The sequence below is a fragment of the Cohnella kolymensis genome, assembly GCF_000829465.1.
GTDB lineage: Bacteria > Bacillota > Bacilli > Paenibacillales > Paenibacillaceae > Cohnella > Cohnella kolymensis.
The window spans coordinates 80,186-101,284 of record NZ_JXAL01000022.1; the positions used below are offsets into that span (position 1 = coordinate 80,186).

The 21,099-nt window shown below is 45.6% G+C and carries 22 protein-coding genes and 2 pseudogenes; all 24 read left to right on the forward strand.

Going from position 1 to position 21,099, the window contains the following annotated elements:
- Nucleotides 1-5 precede the first annotated feature (5 nt).
- The 24 genes and pseudogenes from SD71_RS13910 to SD71_RS14010 all read left to right on the forward strand — a co-directional run bounded on the left by SD71_RS13910 (nt 6) and on the right by SD71_RS14010 (nt 21,082).
- On the forward strand, nt 6-1,073 hold the full coding sequence (locus tag SD71_RS13910; protein WP_041064236.1) for an EpsG family protein: 1,068 nt from the start codon (nt 6-8) through the stop codon (nt 1,071-1,073).
- A gap of 31 nt (nt 1,074-1,104) precedes the next feature.
- Nucleotides 1,105-1,866, forward strand: a complete 762-nt coding sequence (locus SD71_RS13915; protein WP_041064239.1) for a glycosyltransferase family 32 protein — start codon at nt 1,105-1,107, stop codon at nt 1,864-1,866.
- A 2-nt stretch (nt 1,867-1,868) separates the two neighbouring features.
- A complete protein-coding gene (locus SD71_RS13920) occupies nt 1,869-2,816 on the forward strand; it encodes a glycosyltransferase family 8 protein (RefSeq protein ID WP_041064241.1) in 948 nt (315 codons plus the stop codon).
- Between the two features lie 29 nt (nt 2,817-2,845).
- Entirely contained in the window at nt 2,846-4,075 is a 1,230-nt protein-coding gene (locus SD71_RS13925) for a glycosyltransferase (RefSeq protein ID WP_052476260.1), read from the forward strand.
- A gap of 1 nt (nt 4,076) precedes the next feature.
- Nucleotides 4,077-5,049 (forward strand): annotated as a pseudogene (locus SD71_RS13930) (polysaccharide pyruvyl transferase family protein).
- A 37-nt stretch (nt 5,050-5,086) separates the two neighbouring features.
- On the forward strand, nt 5,087-6,352 hold the full coding sequence (locus SD71_RS13935) for a peptidase (protein WP_152619468.1): 1,266 nt from the start codon (nt 5,087-5,089) through the stop codon (nt 6,350-6,352).
- Between the two features lie 21 nt (nt 6,353-6,373).
- Nucleotides 6,374-7,930 carry a lipopolysaccharide biosynthesis protein gene (locus SD71_RS13940; protein WP_041064247.1) on the forward strand — a complete coding sequence of 519 codons (1,557 nt, stop codon included), beginning with the start codon at nt 6,374-6,376 and terminating at the stop codon, nt 7,928-7,930.
- Nucleotides 7,931-7,954: 24 nt separating this feature from the next.
- A complete protein-coding gene (locus SD71_RS13945) occupies nt 7,955-9,226 on the forward strand; it encodes a hypothetical protein (protein WP_041064250.1) in 1,272 nt (423 codons plus the stop codon).
- 20 nt (nt 9,227-9,246) lie between these two features.
- Nucleotides 9,247-10,289: pseudogene (galE, locus tag SD71_RS13950) on the forward strand (UDP-glucose 4-epimerase GalE).
- 179 nt (nt 10,290-10,468) lie between these two features.
- Complete coding sequence (locus tag SD71_RS13955; RefSeq protein WP_041064253.1) at nt 10,469-11,062, forward strand: sugar transferase; 594 nt, start codon at nt 10,469-10,471, stop codon at nt 11,060-11,062.
- Nucleotides 11,025-12,053: a glucosamine inositolphosphorylceramide transferase family protein gene (locus tag SD71_RS13960; RefSeq protein WP_152619469.1), complete on the forward strand. Its 1,029-nt coding sequence runs from the start codon at nt 11,025-11,027 to the stop codon at nt 12,051-12,053. Before SD71_RS13955 ends, SD71_RS13960 begins: the two co-directional genes overlap by 38 nt.
- A gap of 50 nt (nt 12,054-12,103) precedes the next feature.
- Nucleotides 12,104-12,403 carry an acyltransferase family protein gene (locus tag SD71_RS25020; RefSeq protein WP_041064256.1) on the forward strand — a complete coding sequence of 100 codons (300 nt, stop codon included), beginning with the start codon at nt 12,104-12,106 and terminating at the stop codon, nt 12,401-12,403.
- 97 nt (nt 12,404-12,500) lie between these two features.
- Nucleotides 12,501-12,731 carry a hypothetical protein gene (locus tag SD71_RS25025; protein WP_041064259.1) on the forward strand — a complete coding sequence of 77 codons (231 nt, stop codon included), beginning with the start codon at nt 12,501-12,503 and terminating at the stop codon, nt 12,729-12,731.
- Between the two features lie 26 nt (nt 12,732-12,757).
- The gene (locus tag SD71_RS22340; RefSeq protein ID WP_052476262.1) at nt 12,758-13,066 is read left to right on the forward strand and encodes a twin-arginine translocation signal domain-containing protein; all 309 of its coding nucleotides are present in this window, start codon (nt 12,758-12,760) and stop codon (nt 13,064-13,066) included.
- Entirely contained in the window at nt 13,050-13,607 is a 558-nt protein-coding gene (locus SD71_RS22345; protein WP_161793397.1) for a metallophosphoesterase, read from the forward strand. Before SD71_RS22340 ends, SD71_RS22345 begins: the two co-directional genes overlap by 17 nt.
- Nucleotides 13,607-14,788: a DegT/DnrJ/EryC1/StrS family aminotransferase gene (locus SD71_RS13980; RefSeq protein WP_041064262.1), complete on the forward strand. Its 1,182-nt coding sequence runs from the start codon at nt 13,607-13,609 to the stop codon at nt 14,786-14,788. Before SD71_RS22345 ends, SD71_RS13980 begins: the two co-directional genes overlap by 1 nt.
- Nucleotides 14,785-16,017 carry a sulfotransferase family protein gene (locus SD71_RS13985; RefSeq protein ID WP_052476264.1) on the forward strand — a complete coding sequence of 411 codons (1,233 nt, stop codon included), beginning with the start codon at nt 14,785-14,787 and terminating at the stop codon, nt 16,015-16,017. The genes SD71_RS13980 and SD71_RS13985 overlap by 4 nt, the downstream gene beginning before the upstream one ends.
- Nucleotides 16,014-17,957, forward strand: coding sequence for an asparagine synthase-related protein (locus tag SD71_RS13990; protein WP_041064265.1), 1,944 nt, complete (start codon nt 16,014-16,016; stop codon nt 17,955-17,957). The genes SD71_RS13985 and SD71_RS13990 overlap by 4 nt, the downstream gene beginning before the upstream one ends.
- Before the next feature lie 4 nt (nt 17,958-17,961).
- Nucleotides 17,962-18,114 (forward strand): paeninodin family lasso peptide, encoded by a 153-nt coding sequence (locus tag SD71_RS23665; protein WP_152619470.1) that lies wholly within the window; start codon nt 17,962-17,964, stop codon nt 18,112-18,114.
- 95 nt (nt 18,115-18,209) lie between these two features.
- Nucleotides 18,210-19,169: a phosphoenolpyruvate carboxykinase (ATP) gene (locus SD71_RS13995; protein WP_041064268.1), complete on the forward strand. Its 960-nt coding sequence runs from the start codon at nt 18,210-18,212 to the stop codon at nt 19,167-19,169.
- Nucleotides 19,141-19,347 carry a lasso peptide biosynthesis PqqD family chaperone gene (locus SD71_RS14000; RefSeq protein WP_407637550.1) on the forward strand — a complete coding sequence of 69 codons (207 nt, stop codon included), beginning with the start codon at nt 19,141-19,143 and terminating at the stop codon, nt 19,345-19,347. Before SD71_RS13995 ends, SD71_RS14000 begins: the two co-directional genes overlap by 29 nt.
- A gap of 1 nt (nt 19,348) precedes the next feature.
- Nucleotides 19,349-19,441: a hypothetical protein gene (locus SD71_RS26260; RefSeq protein ID WP_407637551.1), complete on the forward strand. Its 93-nt coding sequence runs from the start codon at nt 19,349-19,351 to the stop codon at nt 19,439-19,441.
- A complete protein-coding gene (locus tag SD71_RS14005; protein WP_041064271.1) occupies nt 19,434-19,880 on the forward strand; it encodes a lasso peptide biosynthesis B2 protein in 447 nt (148 codons plus the stop codon). The genes SD71_RS26260 and SD71_RS14005 overlap by 8 nt, the downstream gene beginning before the upstream one ends.
- A gap of 20 nt (nt 19,881-19,900) precedes the next feature.
- On the forward strand, nt 19,901-21,082 hold the full coding sequence (locus tag SD71_RS14010) for a nucleotidyltransferase domain-containing protein (protein ID WP_041064274.1): 1,182 nt from the start codon (nt 19,901-19,903) through the stop codon (nt 21,080-21,082).
- The last annotated feature ends 17 nt before the right edge of the window (nt 21,083-21,099 follow it).

Consider the following 21,099-nt stretch of genomic DNA (forward strand, 5'->3'; position numbering starts at 1 on the left):
ACGACATGACGGTACTCTGGATAAACCTCGTCGCCGTGTATCTTGTCTCTTTTTTGGCAAGGTATTATGCAAGGCCGACAAATATTGGGCCTGTTTATACCCGGCCGAATGAAATACTGATTTTTGTAGCAGTGGCTAGCTTGGTGATGGTATCCGGACTCCGGAACGGGATCGGCGATACTTCGGCTTATATGTGGTCTTACCAGATGAATAGGTTTACATGGGCGGAAATGTCGTTCAACGGGGATTTTGGATTTAATATTCTCCAGCTTCTACTGCAACAAATTTCCCGCGACCCCCAACTGCTCATATTTGCAACAGCGTTGTTTACAAATGTGCTCATAGTTATAAGCTTATATAAATATTCAAAAATATTTGAGCTCAGTTTATATATCTACATCACAAGCGGCATGTTTTTAGTCACAATGAATGGGATAAGACAAACCCTTGCTGCGGCTATTATTTTTGCGGCTACTAAATTTTTGCTGAATGGGGACTGGAAAAAGTATTCATTAGTTGTTCTATTTGCCTTCACCTTACATAATTCAGCACTCGTGTTAATTCCGATTTATTTTATCGTAAGACGGGAAGCTTGGACCAAAACCACGTTGTTGCTGCTCTCCCTATCGGTGGTTATCGTTCTTGGGTTTAACCAGTTCTCATCCGCTCTGTTTTCCGTACTCGGAGATTCGCGTTATGGACAATATAGCAACGCATCTGGAGAAGGCGCAAATGTCATGCGAGTCGTTGTGAATGCGATACCGCTTATCGTGGCCTTTATGGGCAGGCATAAACTAAAGAGCTTATTTCCCCAAAGCGACTATATTGTCAACATGGCTATAATCGGTTTGGTATTCAAGTTGATCTCGACACAACAGTGGATATTTGCCAGGTTCTCAATCTACTTTGGTTTTTATAACATCATCTTAATTTCCTGGGTAGTCAGCTTGTTTGTCGAGAGAGAGAAAAAGCTTATTTACTACTGCATCTTACTTTTCTACTTCCTATATTTCTATTATGAATCGGTAATCAGTTTGGGTCTTATCTATAGAAGCGATTATTTAACATGGTGATCAACCATCCTGGTTGGAGGGGGAGTGACTAATGCAGTTTGAGGAGTCCGTAGACAAAATTCCCCGCATCATCCACTATTGCTGGTTTGGACGCGGTGAAAAACCGGACATTGTGCGAAAATGCATGGACAGTTGGAAAAGACATTTGCACGGTTATGAATTCGTGGAGTGGAATGAAGATCGGTTTGATATTAACTGCAATGCGTATGTACGGGAGGCTTATCAAGCGGGAAAATATGCTTTCGTCAGCGATTATGCGAGAGTGCATGCATTGTATCACTTCGGCGGAATCTACTTGGATACGGATGTTGAAGTGTTCAAAACCTTTGACGAACTGCTGCAGCACGACTCATTTTGGGGTTTCGAACAAGAAAACTTTATTGCAACAAGTACTTTCGGTGCGGCTAAAGGCAATCGTCTAATCAAGATGTTTCTCGACTCCTATCAAACAAAGAGCTTCGTTAAACAAGATGGAAAGCAGGATCAGTTGACCAATGTGGCAATCGTGACCAAAATGCTCAAGGATGAAGGGTTGATCCAGAATGGACAGCTGCAGGAAATGCCCGGAGTCGGCACCTTTTATCCTCAGACATTCTTTTCCCCTTATGATTACATCAACATAAGAAAACTGATTACGGAAAATACCTACGCCATGCATCATTTTCACAAAAGCTGGCTTCCGATGACAGTCAGGCTGAAATCGAATATGAAGTTGGTTCTGTCAAAAATGATCGGCGGTGACAATATATTGAGGCTGCGCAGACTGTTCGCTGAGTTCGGGAGGAGAAACTAGCTATGACGCTGAGTGTTGTGTATTCGAGTGATAATAATTATGCGCAGCATGTCGGGGTTTCGATGCTGTCGCTGTTCGAAAACAATAAACATTTCGGCATCATCCAGGTGTATTTGATTGAGAATCATATTTCTTCCGACAATAAGCAGCAACTTAACAGCATCTGCCGCAACTACGGCAGGTCAATCAAGTATATCGATTTCGGCGAATTCTCGGATAAGTTAAAGCTGAATATCGGTAATTCCATATCGATCAACTCATACGCCAGATTGTTTCTGTCCAGCGTTCTGCACGTTGATAAAGTCATTTACTTAGACTGCGATTCCATTATTAATGAGAGCTTATCCGAGCTATGGGATACGGACATAAGCAATTATCATGCGGCGGGTGTGTGCGATACCGTCAGCGATGATACGAAGCTCAGAATAAAGCTGGGTGCAAATCACTCTTATATCAACGCCGGCATGCTTCTGATTAACCTGAAAAAGTGGCGTGAGAGCGATATTGAAAATCAATTTCTAGAGTTCATCCGCAGCTATAGCGGGAAGGTGTTTCATCACGATCAGGGGACGATAAACGGTGTGCTGTATGACAAAATATTATTGCTGCATCCCAAGTTCAATGCGATGACGACTATTTTTACGATGACGAGAGAAGAGATGATGCGGTATTACGGCATGAAATCTTACTATAGCGACGCGGAGCTGAAGCAGGCGGCGATCCGTCCGGTATTTGTTCACTTCACCCCGGCGTTCGTGAATAGACCTTGGATCAAAGGCTCCAAGCACCCACTGGTGTCGCTGTATAAACATTATTTGAATATGTCTCCATGGAAGGACGCGGACCTGTGGAACGATTCCAGGGGGCAAGCGGAGAAAATAATCGCTTTCCTGTATAATCATCTGCCCTTTCGAATGGCCGACGGCATCTGCAAGTTGATTTCAAGATAAAGACAGTTTGAAGTTACAGGAGACTCGTTATGAAGAAGAAGGTCCTTATCAGTATGTACTCGCTGCATATCGGTGGAGCGGAGAGAAGCTTGATCGGATTGCTCGAAAGCTTTGATTACGATCAATATGAAGTGGATTTATTTCTGTACCGGCATGAAGGCGAATTTCTGGCACATGTGCCTAAAGAAGTGAACTTATTGCCGCCGATCCGTCCTTACACGACATTTGAGAGACCGATCCTTGAAGTGATTCGCGAAGGCTATCTGTACTTGGGAACCGCAAGAGTTCTAGCGAAATTAAAGACGAGGATGAAACATGGAGCAAGCGAAGGACTGAGTCAGACTTACAGGCAGATGCAGTACACATGGAAGCTCTCTTTGCCCCGCCTGCCTAAAATCGAGAAACAGTATGATACGGCGATCAGTTTTCTCGGTCCTCACTATTTTGTGCTGGATAAGGTACAAGCAAAAGTGAAATTCGGATGGAATCATACGGATTACTTCACTATTGTCAATCCGGATAAGCGGTTGGATGAAAGCATGTGGAGAAGATTAGACTACATAGTCAGCGTATCTGAGGATTGCAGGGCATCGTTCCTCAAGGTATTCCCGCACCTTCATGAGAAAGCGGTTGTCATTGAAAATATCATATCCACCGCATTCGTAAGAGAGCAATCCAAAGTTAATGTCAAAGCGGAAATGCCTGATGATGGAGCAATCAAAATTTGCTCGGTCGGCCGGTTTTCCGATGCGAAAGGATTTGATCTCGCCGTTGTTGCCTGCAAGAAGCTGATCGAAGCCGGCTATAACATCAAGTGGTATATCGTGGGCTACGGCGGAGAAGAAGAGTTGATCAAGCGGCTCATCCAAGAACAAGACATGACAGACAGATTTATTTTGCTCGGCAAAAAGACGAACCCTTACCCATACATCAAAGAATGCGACATTTACTGTCAGCCGTCCCGATATGAAGGGAAAGCCGTCACGGTTCGAGAGGCTCAAATTCTCGGCAAACCGGTTCTCATTACCAATTTCCCAACCGCCAAAAGCCAGGTGCGCGATGGATTGGACGGTCTGATTACTCCATTAGGGATTGACGGAATCGCGCAAGGGTTGAAGAGGCTCATCGATAACCGCAAGCTTAGAGACACCATAGCGGGCAACACGTTGTTAAACGATTACAGCAATATACATGAAATTAATACTTTATGTTCACTGTTTCAGTGTGGCGAGCGAACGGATCTTAAGGAGGTAAATTGAGTTGGAAAATGTTTTACTGCTGGATACATCGGTGGGCTCGGACAATAAAGGCGACGATATCATTATGAAATGTGTGAGGCACCAACTGTCAGACATCACCAAGCATGCTTATGTATACACACTGCCGACCCATGTTTCGCCTTTTCACTGGTACCAAGTGGCCAGAGGCTCGAACCGGGTCAAGACGTTCGACAACGCCAAATATAAGTTTGTCGGCGGATCGAATTTGCTGACGATGGATATGCTGACTCATTTTCCACAATGGAATATCAATATTTTTAACGCCGGTCCTCTAAAGGGAAGTATTCTCGTGGGCGTAGGCGCCGGCAGCGGAAGCAAGGTGAACGGGTACACGAAAGCCCTGTATAGGAAAGTGTTGTCTCACGAATATTTCCACAGTGTTAGAGATGAGAGAACCAAAAGAATATTGGATGATATGGGATTTAAGGCGATCAACACAGGCTGCGCCACATTATGGTCCCTAACCCCTGAACATTGCAGGCAAATTCCGACCCAGAAATCGGATTCCGTTGTTTTTACACTCACGAATGATCCGGCAGGACCGCTCAAGGAAGATCAGCAATTAATCGACATCCTGAATAAGAACTATAAACAGGTGTACTACTGGGTTCAGGGCGACCATGATTTCGAGTATATCAAGAAGTTCCGGAACACTCACAGCATCACAATCATTCCTCCCACCATTGAGGACTACGAGAAAATACTAAACACGGATGTCGACTATATTGGAACGCGATTACACGGCGGCATCTATGCGATGCGGCACAAAAAAACGCTCTATTATCATTGCAATTGATGAAAGAGCCCGGGGCATGAGCGAAACGTATAATCTCAATCTGATCGACCGGAATGATCTTAGCGTTCTCGAAAAGATGATCAACTCGGAAATCATCACGCAAGTTAATGTAAACTTTGACGCAATAAATGAATGGTTGGGCCAGTTCGAATTCTGACATTGGAGGTATGCGCGAACAAAGGAGGCTGATGCTCTTGGGAATAATCATTCTCGATGAAATTGTTGTGAACCGCAACAGAGTGGATTACTTTTTCAGCGCCATTGGAAACATAACAAAGTATTTTAATCCAAACCATCACATGTTTTTGGAATATAACCATGACATTTCGGATGTTCCGATCAGCATTCTGACCATTCCGTTCGTTGCGAACGTCATTCCGCTCGTATGGATGACTGATTCAACGTTGAACGTCGATGAATTGGATAGATCCTTCTATGAATGTCTCAATAAAATAAGGTTAGCCTATCAATGCATGTTTCCTAGCGTAAGGTTTAAAGGCAACCTTGAGGTGGATTACATTGTCGCCAATTCATATACTCCAGAAGTTGAAGCCGCCTCCTTGTTCAGCGGAGGTCTTGACGCGCTCACAACATTTATCAGAATCAAAGATAAGAAGCCAATGCTCATTACCGAATATGGGTGGCATCAAGATGATGTCCAGTTCAGTGAGGTATGGGACGCGGACAAGAAGAATGCGGAAAGCTTTGCGCAGCTGCATGGATTAACGAATATTTTTATTCAATCCAACTATGGAACGTTCATTGCCGATGAGCGGGTTGACCGTGATTTCAGCAAGAGTCTGGGCGTCTCCTGGTGGCAGGGTTTACACCATGGAATGGCCTTTCTATCAGCAGCGATGCCGATCGCATTCAAGTTTAAAGTGAATTGTATTTATATTGCCAGCTCGCTGCATATCGGGCATATTGCCAAATGCTCATCGGATCCGACCGTTGATAATGAAATGAAATTTGCTTCCGGCAGTGTGTTCCACGACGCTTATGAACTGACAAGGCAGCAAAAAGTGAAGGTAGTCGTTGACTATTACTCCGTAACCAAAGAGCCTGTGAGCATAAGGGTCTGTTTCAAAAAGGAGCAAAATTGCTGCAAGTGTGAGAAATGTATTAGAACGATTCTGGGGATCATTGCCGAAGGTAAAAATCCGCAGGATTTCGGTTTTAACACACCGGAAAATCTTTCCCAGCATGTGTACGAATTTCTCGTTGAGAATGTTAAATATTTGCCGCCGGACTTGATTATCATGGTTTGGAACTTAATTAAAAAGCGGATGGCAGAAAATTACGACAACGTCCTATATAAAGATTTCGATTGGTTTTTACATTACGATCTGGCTGCGGAACAAAGAAAATCACTGCTTCATTACCGGGTGACAAAATTCTTCCCCATTCTGAAGCGGAAAATCAGCGATCGAATACACAGCTATTTCGCCCAAAATACTTAATCGGCAGAAGGGTAATCTCCTATGAGGGTTCAAAATTCTGTTAAAAACATGCTATTCGGTATCTCCGGGCAGATCATCAGTATCATCATGGGCTTTACTGTGCGAACCGTATTTATTTATACGCTCGGTGTGGAGTATTTGGGAGTGGAAGGGCTTTTCTCGAGCATTCTTATCCTGCTGTCATTAGCTAATCTAGGGTTCGACACCGCCATGAGCTACAGTTTGTATAAACCGCTGGCTATCCAGGATGTAAACAAAATACAAGCCCTAATCCATCTCTATAAACGAGCCTATCAATGGATCGGACTTGTCGTGTTATTAATCGGTTTGTCATTAATGCCGTTTCTGCCGTACCTGATGAACGGTGAAACGACCGTCCAACATATCCAGATCATTTACTTGCTGTTCTTGCTTCATTCTGTTTCCTCTTACTTTTTTTCTTACAAGCACGCTGTTATTGCCGCAGATCAGCGCAGTTACATCATCTCTAAAATTCATTCTATTTTTACGATAATTTCAAATTCCGCACAGATTATTTTATTGCTAACCACGAAATATTACTTAGCGGTACTCGCAGCCCAGATCGCCTTTAGAATTGTTGAGAATGTATATACGGCCAAGAAAGCGGACCGATTATATCCGTATTTGGCAGCAGACAGCGATGCGAGGTTAACAAAAAGCGAAAGAAAGTCTTTCTTCGAAAATTTGTATGCACAGACGTTATATAAAATCAGCGCGGTGGTGATCATCGGCACCGACAATATCGTAATCTCGATGTTTGTTGGGCTTACCTGGGTTGGGATCTACTCGAACTATTTATTGATCATCGGTATGGTTAGCACACTTGTCAGTTATCTGTTTCATTCGATTACCGCGAGTGTTGGAAATTTAATCGTCAATGAAAGCACCGAAAAGAAACATTTCATATTTCGGGCGCTGCACTTTGCGAACTTTTGGATCTATGGCTTTTGCGCCGTGAGCCTCTGGACTCTGATGAATCCGTTTATCACGATATGGCTGGGCAAGCAGTATCTTTTTGATCTGTTCGTGGTGTTTGCCATTGTGTTGAATTTCTTTACTGCGGGAATGCAAGACGCTCCAACCATTTTTCGAGAGACGACAGGCTTATTCAAGAAAGGCAAGTACCGGCCGATTATCGCCGCGGCAATCAATATCGTGGCTTCTATCCTACTTGCTCGGGAAATAGGCGTTGCGGGCGTGCTGCTGGGAACTGTAATCAGCAGATTATGCACGTATTTCTGGTACGATCCCTATGTGGTATATAAATACGCATTTCACAAAAAAGCGAAATCATATTTTCTTCGATATATATGGCTGGCTTCAGTCGTTTTTGCTGCCGCTTATATCAGCAGTGGGTTAGGCAGCATGGTTCATACAAATCCTCTTAGCGACTTCTTGATAAGAGGTTTTTTGTGTTTGACGGTGCCTAATGTGATCTTCTTTCTCTTGTTCCGTAGAAGCGAAGAGTTCCGGTATTTAAGAGAGATCGTAACACAGCTCGGAAGCAAAATTTTTGTGCGCTCTGGCCGAAGAAAGGTTGCGAAAGCCGAAGCCTAAACTGAATGGCAGGGAGTTAAATAAATGAGTAACTGTATAGCTCTCGACAGGATTGTCGTTGAAAACAACAGAGTGGACTACTACTTCAGCGTCTCCAGTTCCCTACAGAAGTATTTTAGCAAGAACAATCATATGTTTTTGGAATACAACCATGACCTCGCGTATGTTCCTCACAGTATTCTGGCTATTCCATTCGCAGCCAATGTGCTGCCTCTTGTTTGGATTACCGACTCCACGCTCATGTTGAATGAACTCGACCTCTCATTCAGCGAATGCATCGAAGATCTAAGGTTGGCTTATCAGGAGATGTTCCCGAGTGTGGCTTTTAAAGGGACTACGAAGATCAAGAAATGTGTTGAAAATAGTTATGTTTCTGAAACTAAATCCGCATCCTTGTTCAGCGGCGGTCTGGATGCTTTTACAACGTTTATCAGGATCAAACACAATAAACCGATGCTGATTACTGAATATGGGTGGCATCATCACGATATCCAGCACAGTGAGGTTTGGGAAGCAGACAAGAAGCATGTAGTGAGCTTTGCCGAAGCTCATGGTTTGGAAAATATCCTGATACAGTCAAATTACGGAAACTTCATGATCTCCGAGACGATCGACCGCGAATTTCACAAGAAACTGGGATTTTCGTGGTGGGAGGGCCTGCATCACGGGTTGGCGATTATTTCAGCAGCGATTCCGATGGCTTTCAAGTTTAAAGTAGAAAACATCTTTATCGCCAGCTCTTTACATATCGGCCACTCTTCAAAATGCGCCTCGGATCCCTCGGTTGATAATGAAATTAAGTATGCTTCCGGTCATGTTTATCATGACGCGTACGAGCTTACGAGACAGGATAAGGTTAAAGTGGTAGTCGACTATTACGCTAAGACGAATATCCCCGTTCAACTGAGAGTTTGCTTTAAGAACAAAAAGAATTGCTGCAATTGCGAAAAGTGTTTAAGGACGATTCTCGGTATTGTAGCGGAAGGATATGACCCGAACAACTTCGGTTTCGATATTCCTGATCATTTATCTCAGCATTTAAGCGACTATTTTAAAGAGCACGTCAAATTTCTATCCGCAGATGTAATTAATTTATATTGGATTGCGATTCAACAACGAATGGACGAGAACAAAGCCAATGTTCTATACCCGGATCTGTTGGAGTGGTTTCTGGACTATGATTTTGCCGCCAATCAAAAGCGAGCGCTTCTTCACTATCGAATAACGAAATTCTTTCCCATCCTGAAAAGGAAAATTAGCGATCGATTAAATAATGTGTTTGCACAAAAGGTCTGAAGGGAGAGGGAGAGAGGTTTATGTCCATTTTGGTGACCGGCGGCGCCGGATATATTGGAACGCATACATGCGTGGAGTTGTTAAATTCCGGCTATGAGATCGTGGTCGTCGACAATTTGTCGAACAGCAAACAGGAGGCCATTCGGCGAGTGGGAGAGCTCACAGGCACAGCATTCAGGTTCTATCAGGCGGACTTACTCAATAAGGAAGCACTCGATATGATTTTCTCGGAGAATCGGATAGACGCTGTCATTCATTTAGCCGGTCTCAAGGCTGTAGGCGAATCGGTTGATTTACCGCTCCGGTATTATCATAACAATATTGCAGGAACGCTTACTCTGTGTGAAGTAATGAAAAAATACGGCGTGAAGAAAATGGTGTTCAGCTCTTCAGCTACGGTGTACGGAATGCCGGAAAGTGTACCGATTCTCGAACAATTTCCTCTTGGGGCAACGAATCCGTATGGACGTACAAAACAGATGATTGAGGAAATTTTTAACTGATCTCTATCTATCCGACCATGATTGGAGGATTGCCCTTTTTACGTTATTTCAACCCGATCGGGGCTCATAAGAGCGGGCGAATCGGTGAAGATCCGAACGGTATTCCAAACAATCTGCTTCCTTATATTGCACAAGTGGCTGTTGGGAAATTAAGTGCTTTAAAGGTCTTCGGCCATGACTATCCCACAGCGGATGGGACCGGAGTCCGAGACTATATTCATGTTGTAGATTTGGCTATCGGACATTTGAAAGCTTTAAAGAAGCTCGAGGATTCAAACGGAATCAGTGCTTATAATCTTGGAACTGGGCGAGGCTACAGCGTATTGGAAATGATCAATGTTTTCGAAAGAGTGTCAGGGCGTCGGATCCCATATGAAATGGCCGGGCGCCGGCCTGGTGATATTGCAATCTGCTTTGCAGATGTATCTAAGGCGAGATTAGATCTGCGATGGTGGTCTCAGCGTGACATTCAGGAGATGTGTGAAGATGCTTGGCGCTGGCAAACCAACAACCCGAATGGTTATGGAGCACAAACGCCAGTCTTTACCGATGTCGGGTAATACGGAATGAATAGGATGAATATATTGGGTCAACTGACACCGGATCAGGTCCAGCAGGTATTAATTAACATTTATAATGATAGGGACCACTTAAGCGAAACTGAGGTTAAGGACTTAGTTTCTTACATTAAAGAAAAAATCTTAGCGGTGGCTGCCAAACAAACGGGCGGGTGAGAAAATTGAAAAGAATATTTGACGGAATATTTGCGGCCTTTGGGCTTATTTTTTTTGGTCTCATTATATTCGCAACAGCGTTATTGGTTCGTTTAAAACTCGGCAACCCGGTGTTCTTTAAACAACTACGTCCTGGACTCCACGGTCGCCCGTTCATGCTTTATAAATTCCGAACGATGACGGACTTAAAGGATGATCATGGGGAGCTGCTGCCGGATGGGTTGAGATTAACATCCTTCGGAAGATGGCTTCGCAAGCTGAGCTTGGATGAATTGCCGCAGCTGTACAACGTACTAAAGGGAGATATGAGTTTTGTGGGGCCCCGACCGCTGCTTATGGAGTATTTACCTTTGTATAGCGAGGAACAGGCTAAACGGCATAAGGTCCGACCGGGGATTACGGGACTGGCGCAAGTAAGAGGAAGAAATGCAATCAGCTGGCAGGAAAAGCTCGATTTGGACATATGGTACATCGAAAATAGAACCTTTTTTCTGGACATGAAGATCCTGCTGCTAACAGTGATCAAAGTGTTCAGATCTGAAGGGATCAGCCAAGCCGGTCATGAAACGATGGAGAGGTTTACGGGTTTACATACTTAAGGATAAGAGGGCGTTTATCGTGCTTAGTGTGACCAAAAGGACAGTGAATCTGGCGATTTGGGCAATAAAAGTATTTGAGTCTCCGATGATTCTAACTGAAGAGCCGGATGCCAAAGTCCTTGCTAGCCCAAGCCTGCAAGCCTCCGATGTAACGGACGTTGAAGCGGAGTTTGTTGCCGATCCGTTTATGATGTTTCATAAGTCTAAATATTATCTTTTTTTCGAGGTTCTTGATCGATCGACCGGCAAGGGAGTAATCGGGCTGGCGATTAGTAATGACGGCAAAGAATGGCATTATGACAGAATCGTACTGAGAGAAAGCTACCATCTATCTTATCCCTATATAGTCGAAACCGAAGGCGATATTTTTATGTTACCCGAATCTACGGAAGCGGGACGAGTATTGTTATACAAAGCGACAAACTTCCCATACGATTGGGTAGTTTCGCATGAACTGATCGAGGGAAGTTACTTAGACGCCAGTGTATTTGAATATGACCGAACGTGGTGGATGCTGGCAGGGACAGCCGGAGGCAATTTACACTTATTTTTCTCGGATTCAATTAACGGACGGTGGACAGAGCACCCCAGCAGCCCAATGATCGTCAGCAATTTCCATATTACCAGACCGGCGGGCAGAGTGATCGCAGGCAGTCATGGGGTGTACCGATATGCCCAAGACAGCTTACCTTATTATGGAACACAAGTAAGAGTATTCGAAATAACAAGGCTTTCCAGAACTGAATATGAGGAGCGAGAATTGAACACCATCATTCGAGGCTCGGAGATTGATGCCGATTGGAGAAAAGACGGAATGCACCACATCGACCAGCTCAAAATTAAAGATCATTGCTGGTGTGTAGCCGTTGATGGACACTACTTCCGCAGCGAAAACTATTTGAAATGGCGGTTCAAACGATTCATCAAAAGCCCGATTTCCGACCTGCGAAAAGTTTACGAGCAATTGAAGAAGCAGAATGTGGGGGTGTAACCCTGTCGAAGCTCTATTCATTAACTTCATTACGATTTTTCGCAGCTCTAATGGTCTATCTCTCTCACAGTGTGACCGTGTTTCATGATTATCAATTCGGCTATGTCGGGGTTTCCTTCTTCTTTGTACTATCCGGGTTTATTTTGTTCTATAATTACCATTCACAATTCACGGCATTTAAGATGCCAAGCATCAAAAGGTTCTACATCGCTAGAATAGCCAAGATTTATCCCGTGCATTTGTTGACATTGGTGTTAGCCATTCCGTATTTCGTGCGAGCTGATTATCTTGGCGATATTTTTCATATCGCTGCTCCTGTCGCCTTTGGTTGCACAAGCCCTTCGCTTTAGCGTGTACTATATACCGATCTGGTGCTGTTTAATCTTAATATTTGCGTTTCAAGGCGGAATGATATCCCGGTTACTGTCCAACAGCAGGTTTGTATTTTTGGGAGAGATCAATTTCTCCTTCTACATGGTTCATTACTTGGTGGTCAATTATGTGGGGTTGCTCGGCTTTGGCAGTATGGTACAGCACCTAGTCACTCTGACGGGCTCCATTCTGTTGAGCTCTGTCATTTATCTTATGTATGAAGAACCGATGCGAAAGAAAATTCGTTTTGGCGATTTTAATCCAAAGAGGCCGATCGAGCAGCAATATAACACAGTATCCCCTTAAGGCACTCGCAACAAGGAGAGAAAAGGATGAGTGAACCAATTGTAGTGTCGCGTCGTACATTTTTGAAGAAATCACTGGCTTTATTCGGGGCGGGCATGCTGGTTGGTGCCTATCCTGTATTTGCGGAACGATTCTGGTATCAGATTAACGAGGTTAACCTTACACTGCGTAATCTGCCAATCTCATTTAACGGTTGGAAAATTGTTCAATTCAGTGATGTTCACTATGGTTTTCATTTTGGAATTAAGGAATTGGGTCGTCTTGTTAAGATTATCAATGAATTAGAGCCTGACATTCTTTTTTTTTACCGGGGACTTGGTGCAGAGAGGGTATGAACAAACCGAGCGAATGATCCCTTTGCTTCGGCAGATGAATGCGCGAGGCGGTAAATGGGCCGTTACCGGTAACCATGATAACGTTACCAAGCACAAGGTCGTTAGCGCCTTACGAAATTCCGATTTCACGGTATTAGAAAATGAGCATGGTATTGTTCCATCTAATGACCAATACCTCGTGGTTGCCGGGGTTGATGATCTTCTATTTGGAACTCCTGACATTCAAAAGTCAGTTGCCGGGTTGTCCGATGACGATTGTGTTTTGTTGCTGGTACACGAGCCCGATGCCGCAGATTTCTACACGAAACACCCGATTGCAGCTCAATTTTCCGGACATTCTCATGGGGGGCAGATTCGCATTCCATTCGTTGGACCGATCATGACACCGGAGCTGGCTCGAAAGTATGTGGATGGATTGTACTATGTCGGCGAAAGACAGATGCCCGTGTATGTTAACAGAGGTATCGGTACAAGCAATGCGCCTGTGCGCTTGTTTTGCAGACCGGAAATCACCGTGTTTCATTTAACTGGAGGAGCGTAATGCCCGTGTCAAACTCTACGCATCGTATCTATCTCTCTCCGCCCCACCTGAGCGGCAATGAATTCAAATATGTGAAACAAGCTTTTGATTCCAATTGGATCGCTCCGTTAGGCCCCAATGTCGACCGATTCGAAAAGGAAATTGCGGCTTATGCGGGAGTGCGCGGCGCCGTTGCGGTCAGCTCGGGCACTGCCGCCATTCACTTGGCTTTACGCCTGCTTAGTGTTGGATCTGGGGACACAGTTTTCTGTTCGACACTTACTTTTGTGGCCAGTGCGAACCCCATTATATATCAAGGCGCAAGCCCGGTTTTCATCGATTCCGAGCCGGAAACGTGGAACATGTCGCCGGCTGCTTTGAAGAAGGCCTTAGAGCATGCATACAAAGAAGGAGATCTCCCGAAGGCGGTTCTTGTTGTTCACCTGTATGGGCAGAGCACAAAGATGGATGAAATTATGGCTTTATGCAATGAATATTCCGTGCCTGTGATAGAGGATGCGGCAGAATCTTTAGGTTCGAGCTACAAAGGCAAGGCCAGCGGTACAATGGGCAAATTCGGAGTGTATTCATTTAACGGCAACAAAATTATTACAACTTCCGGCGGGGGCATGCTGATCTCCGATGATGAGGAAGCGTTGGCGCACGCACGGTTTCTGGCAGCGCAAGCACGCGATCCCGCGCCTCATTATCAACATAGCGTGATCGGCTATAACTACCGCTTAAGCAATGTGCTCGCCGGCATCGGCTTGGGACAGTTAGAAGTGCTGAATGACCGGATAAATGAAAGAAGAGCCGTGTTTGAACGATATTGGCAGCAACTTTCCGGTCTGCCTGGGATTCAATTTATGCCGGAATTGAAAGAGACCCGATCCAATCGCTGGCTCACAACCTTGACTGTTGAAGAAACCGCAGCGGGAATCTCATCGAAAAATCTGCTGCAAGCGATGATTGCGGCAAATATCGAAGCCCGGCCGGTTTGGAAGCCGCTTCATCTGCAGCCTTTATTCGAAGGTGTCCGGTATTATGCCCACGAGGCAAACAGGAGCGTATCCGAGGAGTTATTTACATCGGGGCTATGTTTACCGTCCGGTTCAAGTCTGACTGAATCTCAGCAAGATAGAGTTATCCGGACGATCAAAAACTCGTTTAGAGTTCCATCCGAACTGGAGGAGTCACTTTGATCGATAGCAGCGGCAGAAACCTCGTTTTTATGCTCTGCGTTCCACGAAGCGGAAGCTCACTTGCCGCTACGCTGCTGCAAAAACATAGCAAGGTTTACGCCGCGCAGGAGATGTGGTTTCTGATGAGCTTGTATGACCTGCGTAAGGTACAGCCTCGCGCCTATGGCGGTGCCATCATTCTGGACCGGTTTTATAACGGCATGCTAACGGACGATATGTACGAACGGGCCTGCAGAGCGTTTGCTGTGCAGACCTACAATGAATTGCTTCAAACGGCCGGCGCGCAGATCGCGTTGGATAAATCGCCGCGGTACTATTATTTGCTGGAGTTTTTAGACAAACTTTTTCCTCAGTCGCAGAGAATATGGCTGCTTCGCAATCCCTTGTCCATCATTGCCTCCTACAAAAAAGCCAATAGCCACAACCATACCCGATTTCATATCGGTGAAGATTTATGTGACTCCAAGTTCAACATTAACATGACAGATGTTACGGCAGGGTTACTGCGTTACTATCATTATTTTTCCGGAGACAACCCTAATACCTATCGGCTGTACTATGAGGGGCTAGCTGCCCGGCCGCAGCAAGAAATGGAGAAGCTATGCGGCTTCTTAGGGATCGATTATGAAGACGGTTTGGATCATTATGGGGACATTCTGGAGACACCGAAGGGGAGCATGTATACCAGCATGGGTGTAGGTGATCCGTTTCTATTCGCTGACTCCAAACCTCACGAACGATCGATAAACAATTGGAAAGACATACTGGATAAGCGGGAAGTCGAAATGTATTGCCGTGTAATCGGAGCTGATCTATTTCATAAACTGGGTTACAGCGAGCAAATACAGGAAGCGGAAAACTGGACGGGAGCGCGATTCGATGCCGAACCGAATTACGAGTTCATACAGTCGCGTGAGAAACAGTTGCAGGAATTGACGGGGTGTCGATGGGAGCCTGGCTATCAGATGAGAACGGATGTTCAACACACCCCTGGGTTCTCTATTGAGAACTTTCATGCAAATACAAATTCCGAACTTATGCAAATGCAAATCACGTTACAGGCCCTTGAGAGAAGACTTGAAAAGAGCTACATCGATCAAAATCGGTTAAAGAGCCAGCTGTCCCAAATGAGAAGCAAAATCGATCGGGTTAAATCGATGATTCCTTTCGGTACCCGACTCACCCAGTGGGCTTCCAAGCACTTGTTGAACAGCGGGAGGGGCAGATGAGTGCAATTGCCGGTTTTTATCAGCTGAATGACGAACCTGTCGATCTCCTGTACGGCAGCTGTTTAATGGATGCATTACGTCATTATCCGGCCGATGATATTCGTACGTGGAGAGGGGACGGCATCTTCCTCGGCTGTCATTCGCAATGGATTTCACCCGAGTCGGATGGCGAGCTCCTGCCCCGTTACGATAACGAAAGCCGGCTGGCCATAACAGCCGATGCCATCCTTGATAATCGTGAAGATTTATTTGAAAGATTACAGGTGCAGCACCCCGAACGAAAGCGGATGACGGATAGCGAGTTGATTTTGCTTGCTTATCGTAAGTGGGGGAGAGAGGCTCCGCAATATTTGATCGGTGATTTCGCCTTTATGATTTGGGATGAAAGAAACAGGCTGCTGTTTGGGGCAAGAGATTTTTCGGGCGCGCGAACGCTGTATTTTCATCATAATCAAACCCGATTTGCCTTTTGCACCCTTATTCAACCGCTTTTTACATTGCCGTCTGTCAAGAAGCGGTTGAATGAGGAATGGCTCGCCGAATTTCTGGCCATCCCAGGCATGGTTGAAGCCGTCGATACGGCTTCAACTGTCTATGACAGCATCGGGCAGCTTCCTCCGTCACACTCGATCACTGTTACGGGCGGTAAAGTGACGCTTTCCAGGTACTGCAGATTGGCAGCAGGGGAGCCTCTGAAGTTAAAATCCGACGAAGAATATGAGGAAGCGTTCCGGGAAGTATTCGAAACCGCCGTGAGCGCTAGGCTGCGCACGAATCGGAATGTTGGCGCTCACCTTAGCGGAGGATTGGATTCGGGTTCTGTAGTAAGCTTTGCGGCGCCGGCATTGCGAGAGCAAAATAAACTTTTGTATACGTACAGTTATGTTCCGGAGAATGATTTCGAAGATTGGACATCGCGTTCCTTGCTGCCGGATGAAAGGCCCTACATCCAATCTACAGTCCGGCATGTCGGCAATATTTCGGATCATTATCTGGATTTTGAGCGAACGAACCCTCTCGATGAAGTTAATGATTTTCTTGAGATCATGGAGATGCCGTACAAGTTTTTTGAGAATTCATTTTGGATGAGAGGCATTTATCAAAGAGCTAATCAGCATGGAGTAGGGCTGCTGTTAAACGGAGCTAGAGGGAACTTTACCATTTCATGGGGTTCCGCATGGGAGTACTATGCCAATCTATTGAAACGGCTGAAATGGATTCGTCTTTATCAAGAATTGAGTCTATTCAGTAGTCATTTGGGCGCTCGCAAAAGCAAGGTGCTGACCGTTGTAGCCAAAAAGGCCGCAGTCGGCCGTTCTCTTCTGTTCCCGGCCGCTGCTCGCAATGAGTTCCCGGCGTTCATTAATCCCGCATTTGCAGCAGCAACGAACGTCTATTCCAAACTGCAAGATCATCGTATGGATGCCGGCGGGACAACAGTTGAGAGCGCGTACGAGGTCAGGAAAAATCAATTTGAACAGTTATATTTCTGGAACAAAAACGGGACATTGGGGACAAAATTATCGCTGCGTTATGCTTTATGGGATCGCGATCCAACGAATGATTTGCGTGTCATTCGCTTCTGTTTGGCGGTACCGGAGGAACAGTATGTACAGAACGGCTATGACCGGGCGCTCGTACGACGGGCAACACGAAACCTGCTCCCTGACAAAGTAAGGCTGAATCAGCATATACGCGGTGTGCAGGGCGCCGATGTCATTCATCGTATGGCCCGTTCTTGGCCGGCATTTATAGATGAACTTGATCGGCTGGCAGCCGATCCGTTAATTGCAGAATTCATACATATACCGGCAGTCACAGCAGCGATGGGGAAACTCGGGAAAGAACCACGTCCGGAGTATGCCTTCCTCCCCGAATTTAAATTGCTCACGCGCAGCTTAATCGTGTACCGATTCGTCAAAAACTTGGAGAGGAGGTGATCACATGAAAAAAATATGGCAAAAACCGTTATTGGAAATTCTGGATGTCTCTATGACAATGGCAGGTCCCGGGAGAGTAATTGCGGATACGATGACGGTTCACGACCCGGATGAAGGAATTGACGTAGTTATAACGATTCCGGGACACCATAGCTGAGTGCTTGTCCTGCCTTGATTGCGGCCCTTATACATGAGTATCTGTATAAGGGCTATATCTGCTAGCTAAACTTTCTCTCATTTGGGGTGAATCGGATGCTGAAAACAGCAAGTAAAGTGATTTACAAGGCTTTCGGAATGAACATATTGAGCGAAATTCCTTTACCGGAATTGCCCCAAATGAGTGTTCCGGATAATCAAGCCGACATTATGATAGAACACGCTGATTTGACCACGATTTGGTCCATTTTTGCCGTGAAAACAGGCAATTTCATCATCAAAAAAAAATTCATTCTCTTTAAAATTGAAAATACGGCTATCTTCTCGGTACATGAAGGCAAAAAAATTATTGTTTCGCCCATGAAGGGCGCAGATCCGGATCAGGTCCGGCTGTATGTGCTGGGCACATGCTTAGGCGCCATTCTCATACAAAGAAGAATATTGCCGCTGCATGGCAGTGCAGTAGCTATTGACGGGAAGGCCTATGCTTTCATCGGTGAATCCGGCGCAGGGAAATCAACTCTAGCTTCCGCTTTTTTGAATAGAGGCTATCAACTTCTGACCGACGATGTGGTCGCCGTGCCTTTTTCTCAGGATGAGAACATACCTTATGTTACACCAGCCTATCCTCAGCAGAAGCTATGGCAGGAAAGCTTAGAGCTCTTTGGCATGACCGCAGGCCACTATCGCCCGATATTCCAACGGGAAACCAAATTTACGGTGCCTGTCGCGTCTAAATTCCAGCCGGAACCCATGCCGCTAGCCGGGATTTTTGTACTAGTAAAAACAAACAACAACGGGATCGAGGTAAGCGCAATCGAGGGTCTGGCAAAGCTGCAAACCTTATTCCTTCATACATACTGCAATTTTCTAATACCGCATTACGGACTGATGGATTGGCACTTTCGGGTCACTTCGAATTTGGCCGATCAAGTCCAGGTTCTTCAAATATGCCGGCCAACTGCGGGATTTACGGCAAGCCGCATGGCAGACTCCATTTTGTTCAAGTTAAAGGGAGATAATAATTATGAAATTTCAAGGTATAGCAACGAATGATCGGCTGGTACAAGCAAAGGGCCACATTGTAAGCAATATGGGTGATGAGAAAGTGATGCTTAGCGTACGTAACGGTAAATATTATAATTTGGGTATGGTCGGCGGCCGGGTATGGGAGCTTATGGAAACGCCTATAACAAAAAAAAGAATTAATCGAAGCGTTGCTCGGCGAATATGAAGTGGATGCCGGGATTTGCGAAGAACAAATTACGGATTTTTTAGAGCTATTGTTACAAGAACGGCTCATTCAGGCAGGGACACAAAGTGATTAAGGTGAAAAAGTTTCTGTCTCTGGAGCGGGCGACGATGCTTCTATTTGTGGAGGCATTTTTTTTTTTGGGATGGGCGCGACTGCTGCTGGTCGTTATGCCATTCTCTAAAGTGGCTGCAACACTCGGAGCTTCCACACAGGAAACGCCGCATACCATTCCAAATACAATTCAGCCGGCTTTGATCCAAGTGCATAACGCGATCGGGATCGTCAGCAATCACACGATGTGGGAAAGCAAGTGTCTGGTAAAAGCGATTGCCGCTTTAAAGATGCTCGAGAGGCGCCGCATTGAAAGCACTCTTTATTTGGGAGCCGCCAGAGATGAACAAGGACGTATGATCGCGCATGCCTGGCTTCGAAGCGGCTCTTTTTGTGTCACAGGAATGGAAGGAATGCATCGGTTCACGGTTGTCGGCAAATTTGCCAAACGAATTACATAGAAAGATAAAAGGTGAAGACAATGCAGAAGCCGGTCGCATTAGATTGTCTTCAGCTCCCTAAGGAGCTGCGTTTGATGCTTGCATGCCTGAACAGGCACGATGATGAAGGAGTTCCGGCGCATGATAAAAAATGGATAGCGGACATGAATTGGGATCGGTTTCTGCAATTGGCCAGGCACCATCGGGTATATCCGGTCCTCTACAGCAGACTCATGAGAATAGAGCAGCATGGGATTCCGCCGCAAGTCATTCGCGCCCTGAAGCAAGAGTATTGGCATAATACGTTTCGGATGCTGCAATTGAGCGCGGAAATGGACCGCGTTAACTCTGAATTATCCGAACAGAACATCCCGACACTTCATATGAAGGGCCCTGTCCTCGCGGTGGAGCTCTATGGCGATGTTTCCCTGCGTACGTCCGGAGATTTAGATGTGTTAGTTCCGATTCATCGGTTGGTAGCGGCAGAGGGGACGCTTCGAAAGCTCGGTTATGTGAAAGACGAATACATCCAATCGGTAATGAACGACTGGAAATGGCGGCATCATCACACCACTTTTTATCACCCTGACAAGGAGATAAAGGTTGAGCTGCACTGGAGATTAAGTCCGGGTCCGGGCAAAGAACCGACCTTCCACGAGCTGTGGGAGAGAAGCCGGATAAGCCATCATACCGGAAATCCTATTCATTATTTGGGAACGGAAGATTTGTTATTATTCCTCGCCGCACATGGGGCGCGCCACGGCTGGTCACGCCTTCATTGGCTCGGGGATATCGATCGGATTGCTAGGCAAAGTCTCGATTGGAACAGGTTAAGCTTATTGCTCAGCAAGTATCGCTGCGCTCATCTCCTCGGGCAAGCGTTCGTACTGGCTTCGGACTTACTGAGCACTCCATTGAACCCACAGATGAAAAGATTAACTTTTGGATGCCGTCCCGCGAAGCTCGCGCAGGACGCTTTGTTTTATTTACGGCAGATGGTAAACCTCCATACTAAGCTGCTGCCCGCCGACGTCGCATTATACCATAAGCGTCACTTGTTCTCCTTGATGTCGGCTCAGCAAAAAATGTTATTCATTATCAGCTTCTTACACCCTTACCCTAAAGATATTGAGATTTTATATTTACCCAAAATGCTTCATTTTTTATATTTTCCACTACGGCCTTTCTTGTGGGCTTGGAGAAAAATGAGCAAATACGCTTAGCCTGGGGGTACCACGCG

Excerpts from the sequence above, each read along its gene's own strand:
- SD71_RS13925 (WP_052476260.1), top strand. The coding sequence starts at position 2,846 with ATGAAGAAGAAGGTCCTTATCAGTATGTACTCGCTGCATATCGGTGGA.
- SD71_RS13995 (WP_041064268.1), top strand. The coding sequence starts at position 18,210 with ATGCTGAAAACAGCAAGTAAAGTGATTTACAAGGCTTTCGGAATGAAC.
- SD71_RS13910 (WP_041064236.1), top strand. The coding sequence starts at position 6 with ATGACGGTACTCTGGATAAACCTCGTCGCCGTGTATCTTGTCTCTTTT.
- SD71_RS13960 (WP_152619469.1), top strand. The coding sequence starts at position 11,025 with ATGAAACGATGGAGAGGTTTACGGGTTTACATACTTAAGGATAAGAGG.
- SD71_RS14010 (WP_041064274.1), top strand. The coding sequence starts at position 19,901 with ATGCAGAAGCCGGTCGCATTAGATTGTCTTCAGCTCCCTAAGGAGCTG.
- SD71_RS13980 (WP_041064262.1), top strand. The coding sequence starts at position 13,607 with ATGCCCGTGTCAAACTCTACGCATCGTATCTATCTCTCTCCGCCCCAC.
- SD71_RS13915 (WP_041064239.1), top strand. The coding sequence starts at position 1,105 with ATGCAGTTTGAGGAGTCCGTAGACAAAATTCCCCGCATCATCCACTAT.
- SD71_RS13940 (WP_041064247.1), top strand. The coding sequence starts at position 6,374 with ATGAGGGTTCAAAATTCTGTTAAAAACATGCTATTCGGTATCTCCGGG.
- SD71_RS23665 (WP_152619470.1), top strand. The coding sequence starts at position 17,962 with ATGAAAAAAATATGGCAAAAACCGTTATTGGAAATTCTGGATGTCTCT.
- SD71_RS22340 (WP_052476262.1), top strand. The coding sequence starts at position 12,758 with ATGAGTGAACCAATTGTAGTGTCGCGTCGTACATTTTTGAAGAAATCA.
- SD71_RS13945 (WP_041064250.1), top strand. The coding sequence starts at position 7,955 with ATGAGTAACTGTATAGCTCTCGACAGGATTGTCGTTGAAAACAACAGA.
- SD71_RS25020 (WP_041064256.1), top strand. The coding sequence starts at position 12,104 with ATGGTCTATCTCTCTCACAGTGTGACCGTGTTTCATGATTATCAATTC.
- SD71_RS13920 (WP_041064241.1), top strand. The coding sequence starts at position 1,869 with ATGACGCTGAGTGTTGTGTATTCGAGTGATAATAATTATGCGCAGCAT.
- SD71_RS14000 (WP_407637550.1), top strand. The coding sequence starts at position 19,141 with ATGAAATTTCAAGGTATAGCAACGAATGATCGGCTGGTACAAGCAAAG.
- SD71_RS13990 (WP_041064265.1), top strand. The coding sequence starts at position 16,014 with ATGAGTGCAATTGCCGGTTTTTATCAGCTGAATGACGAACCTGTCGAT.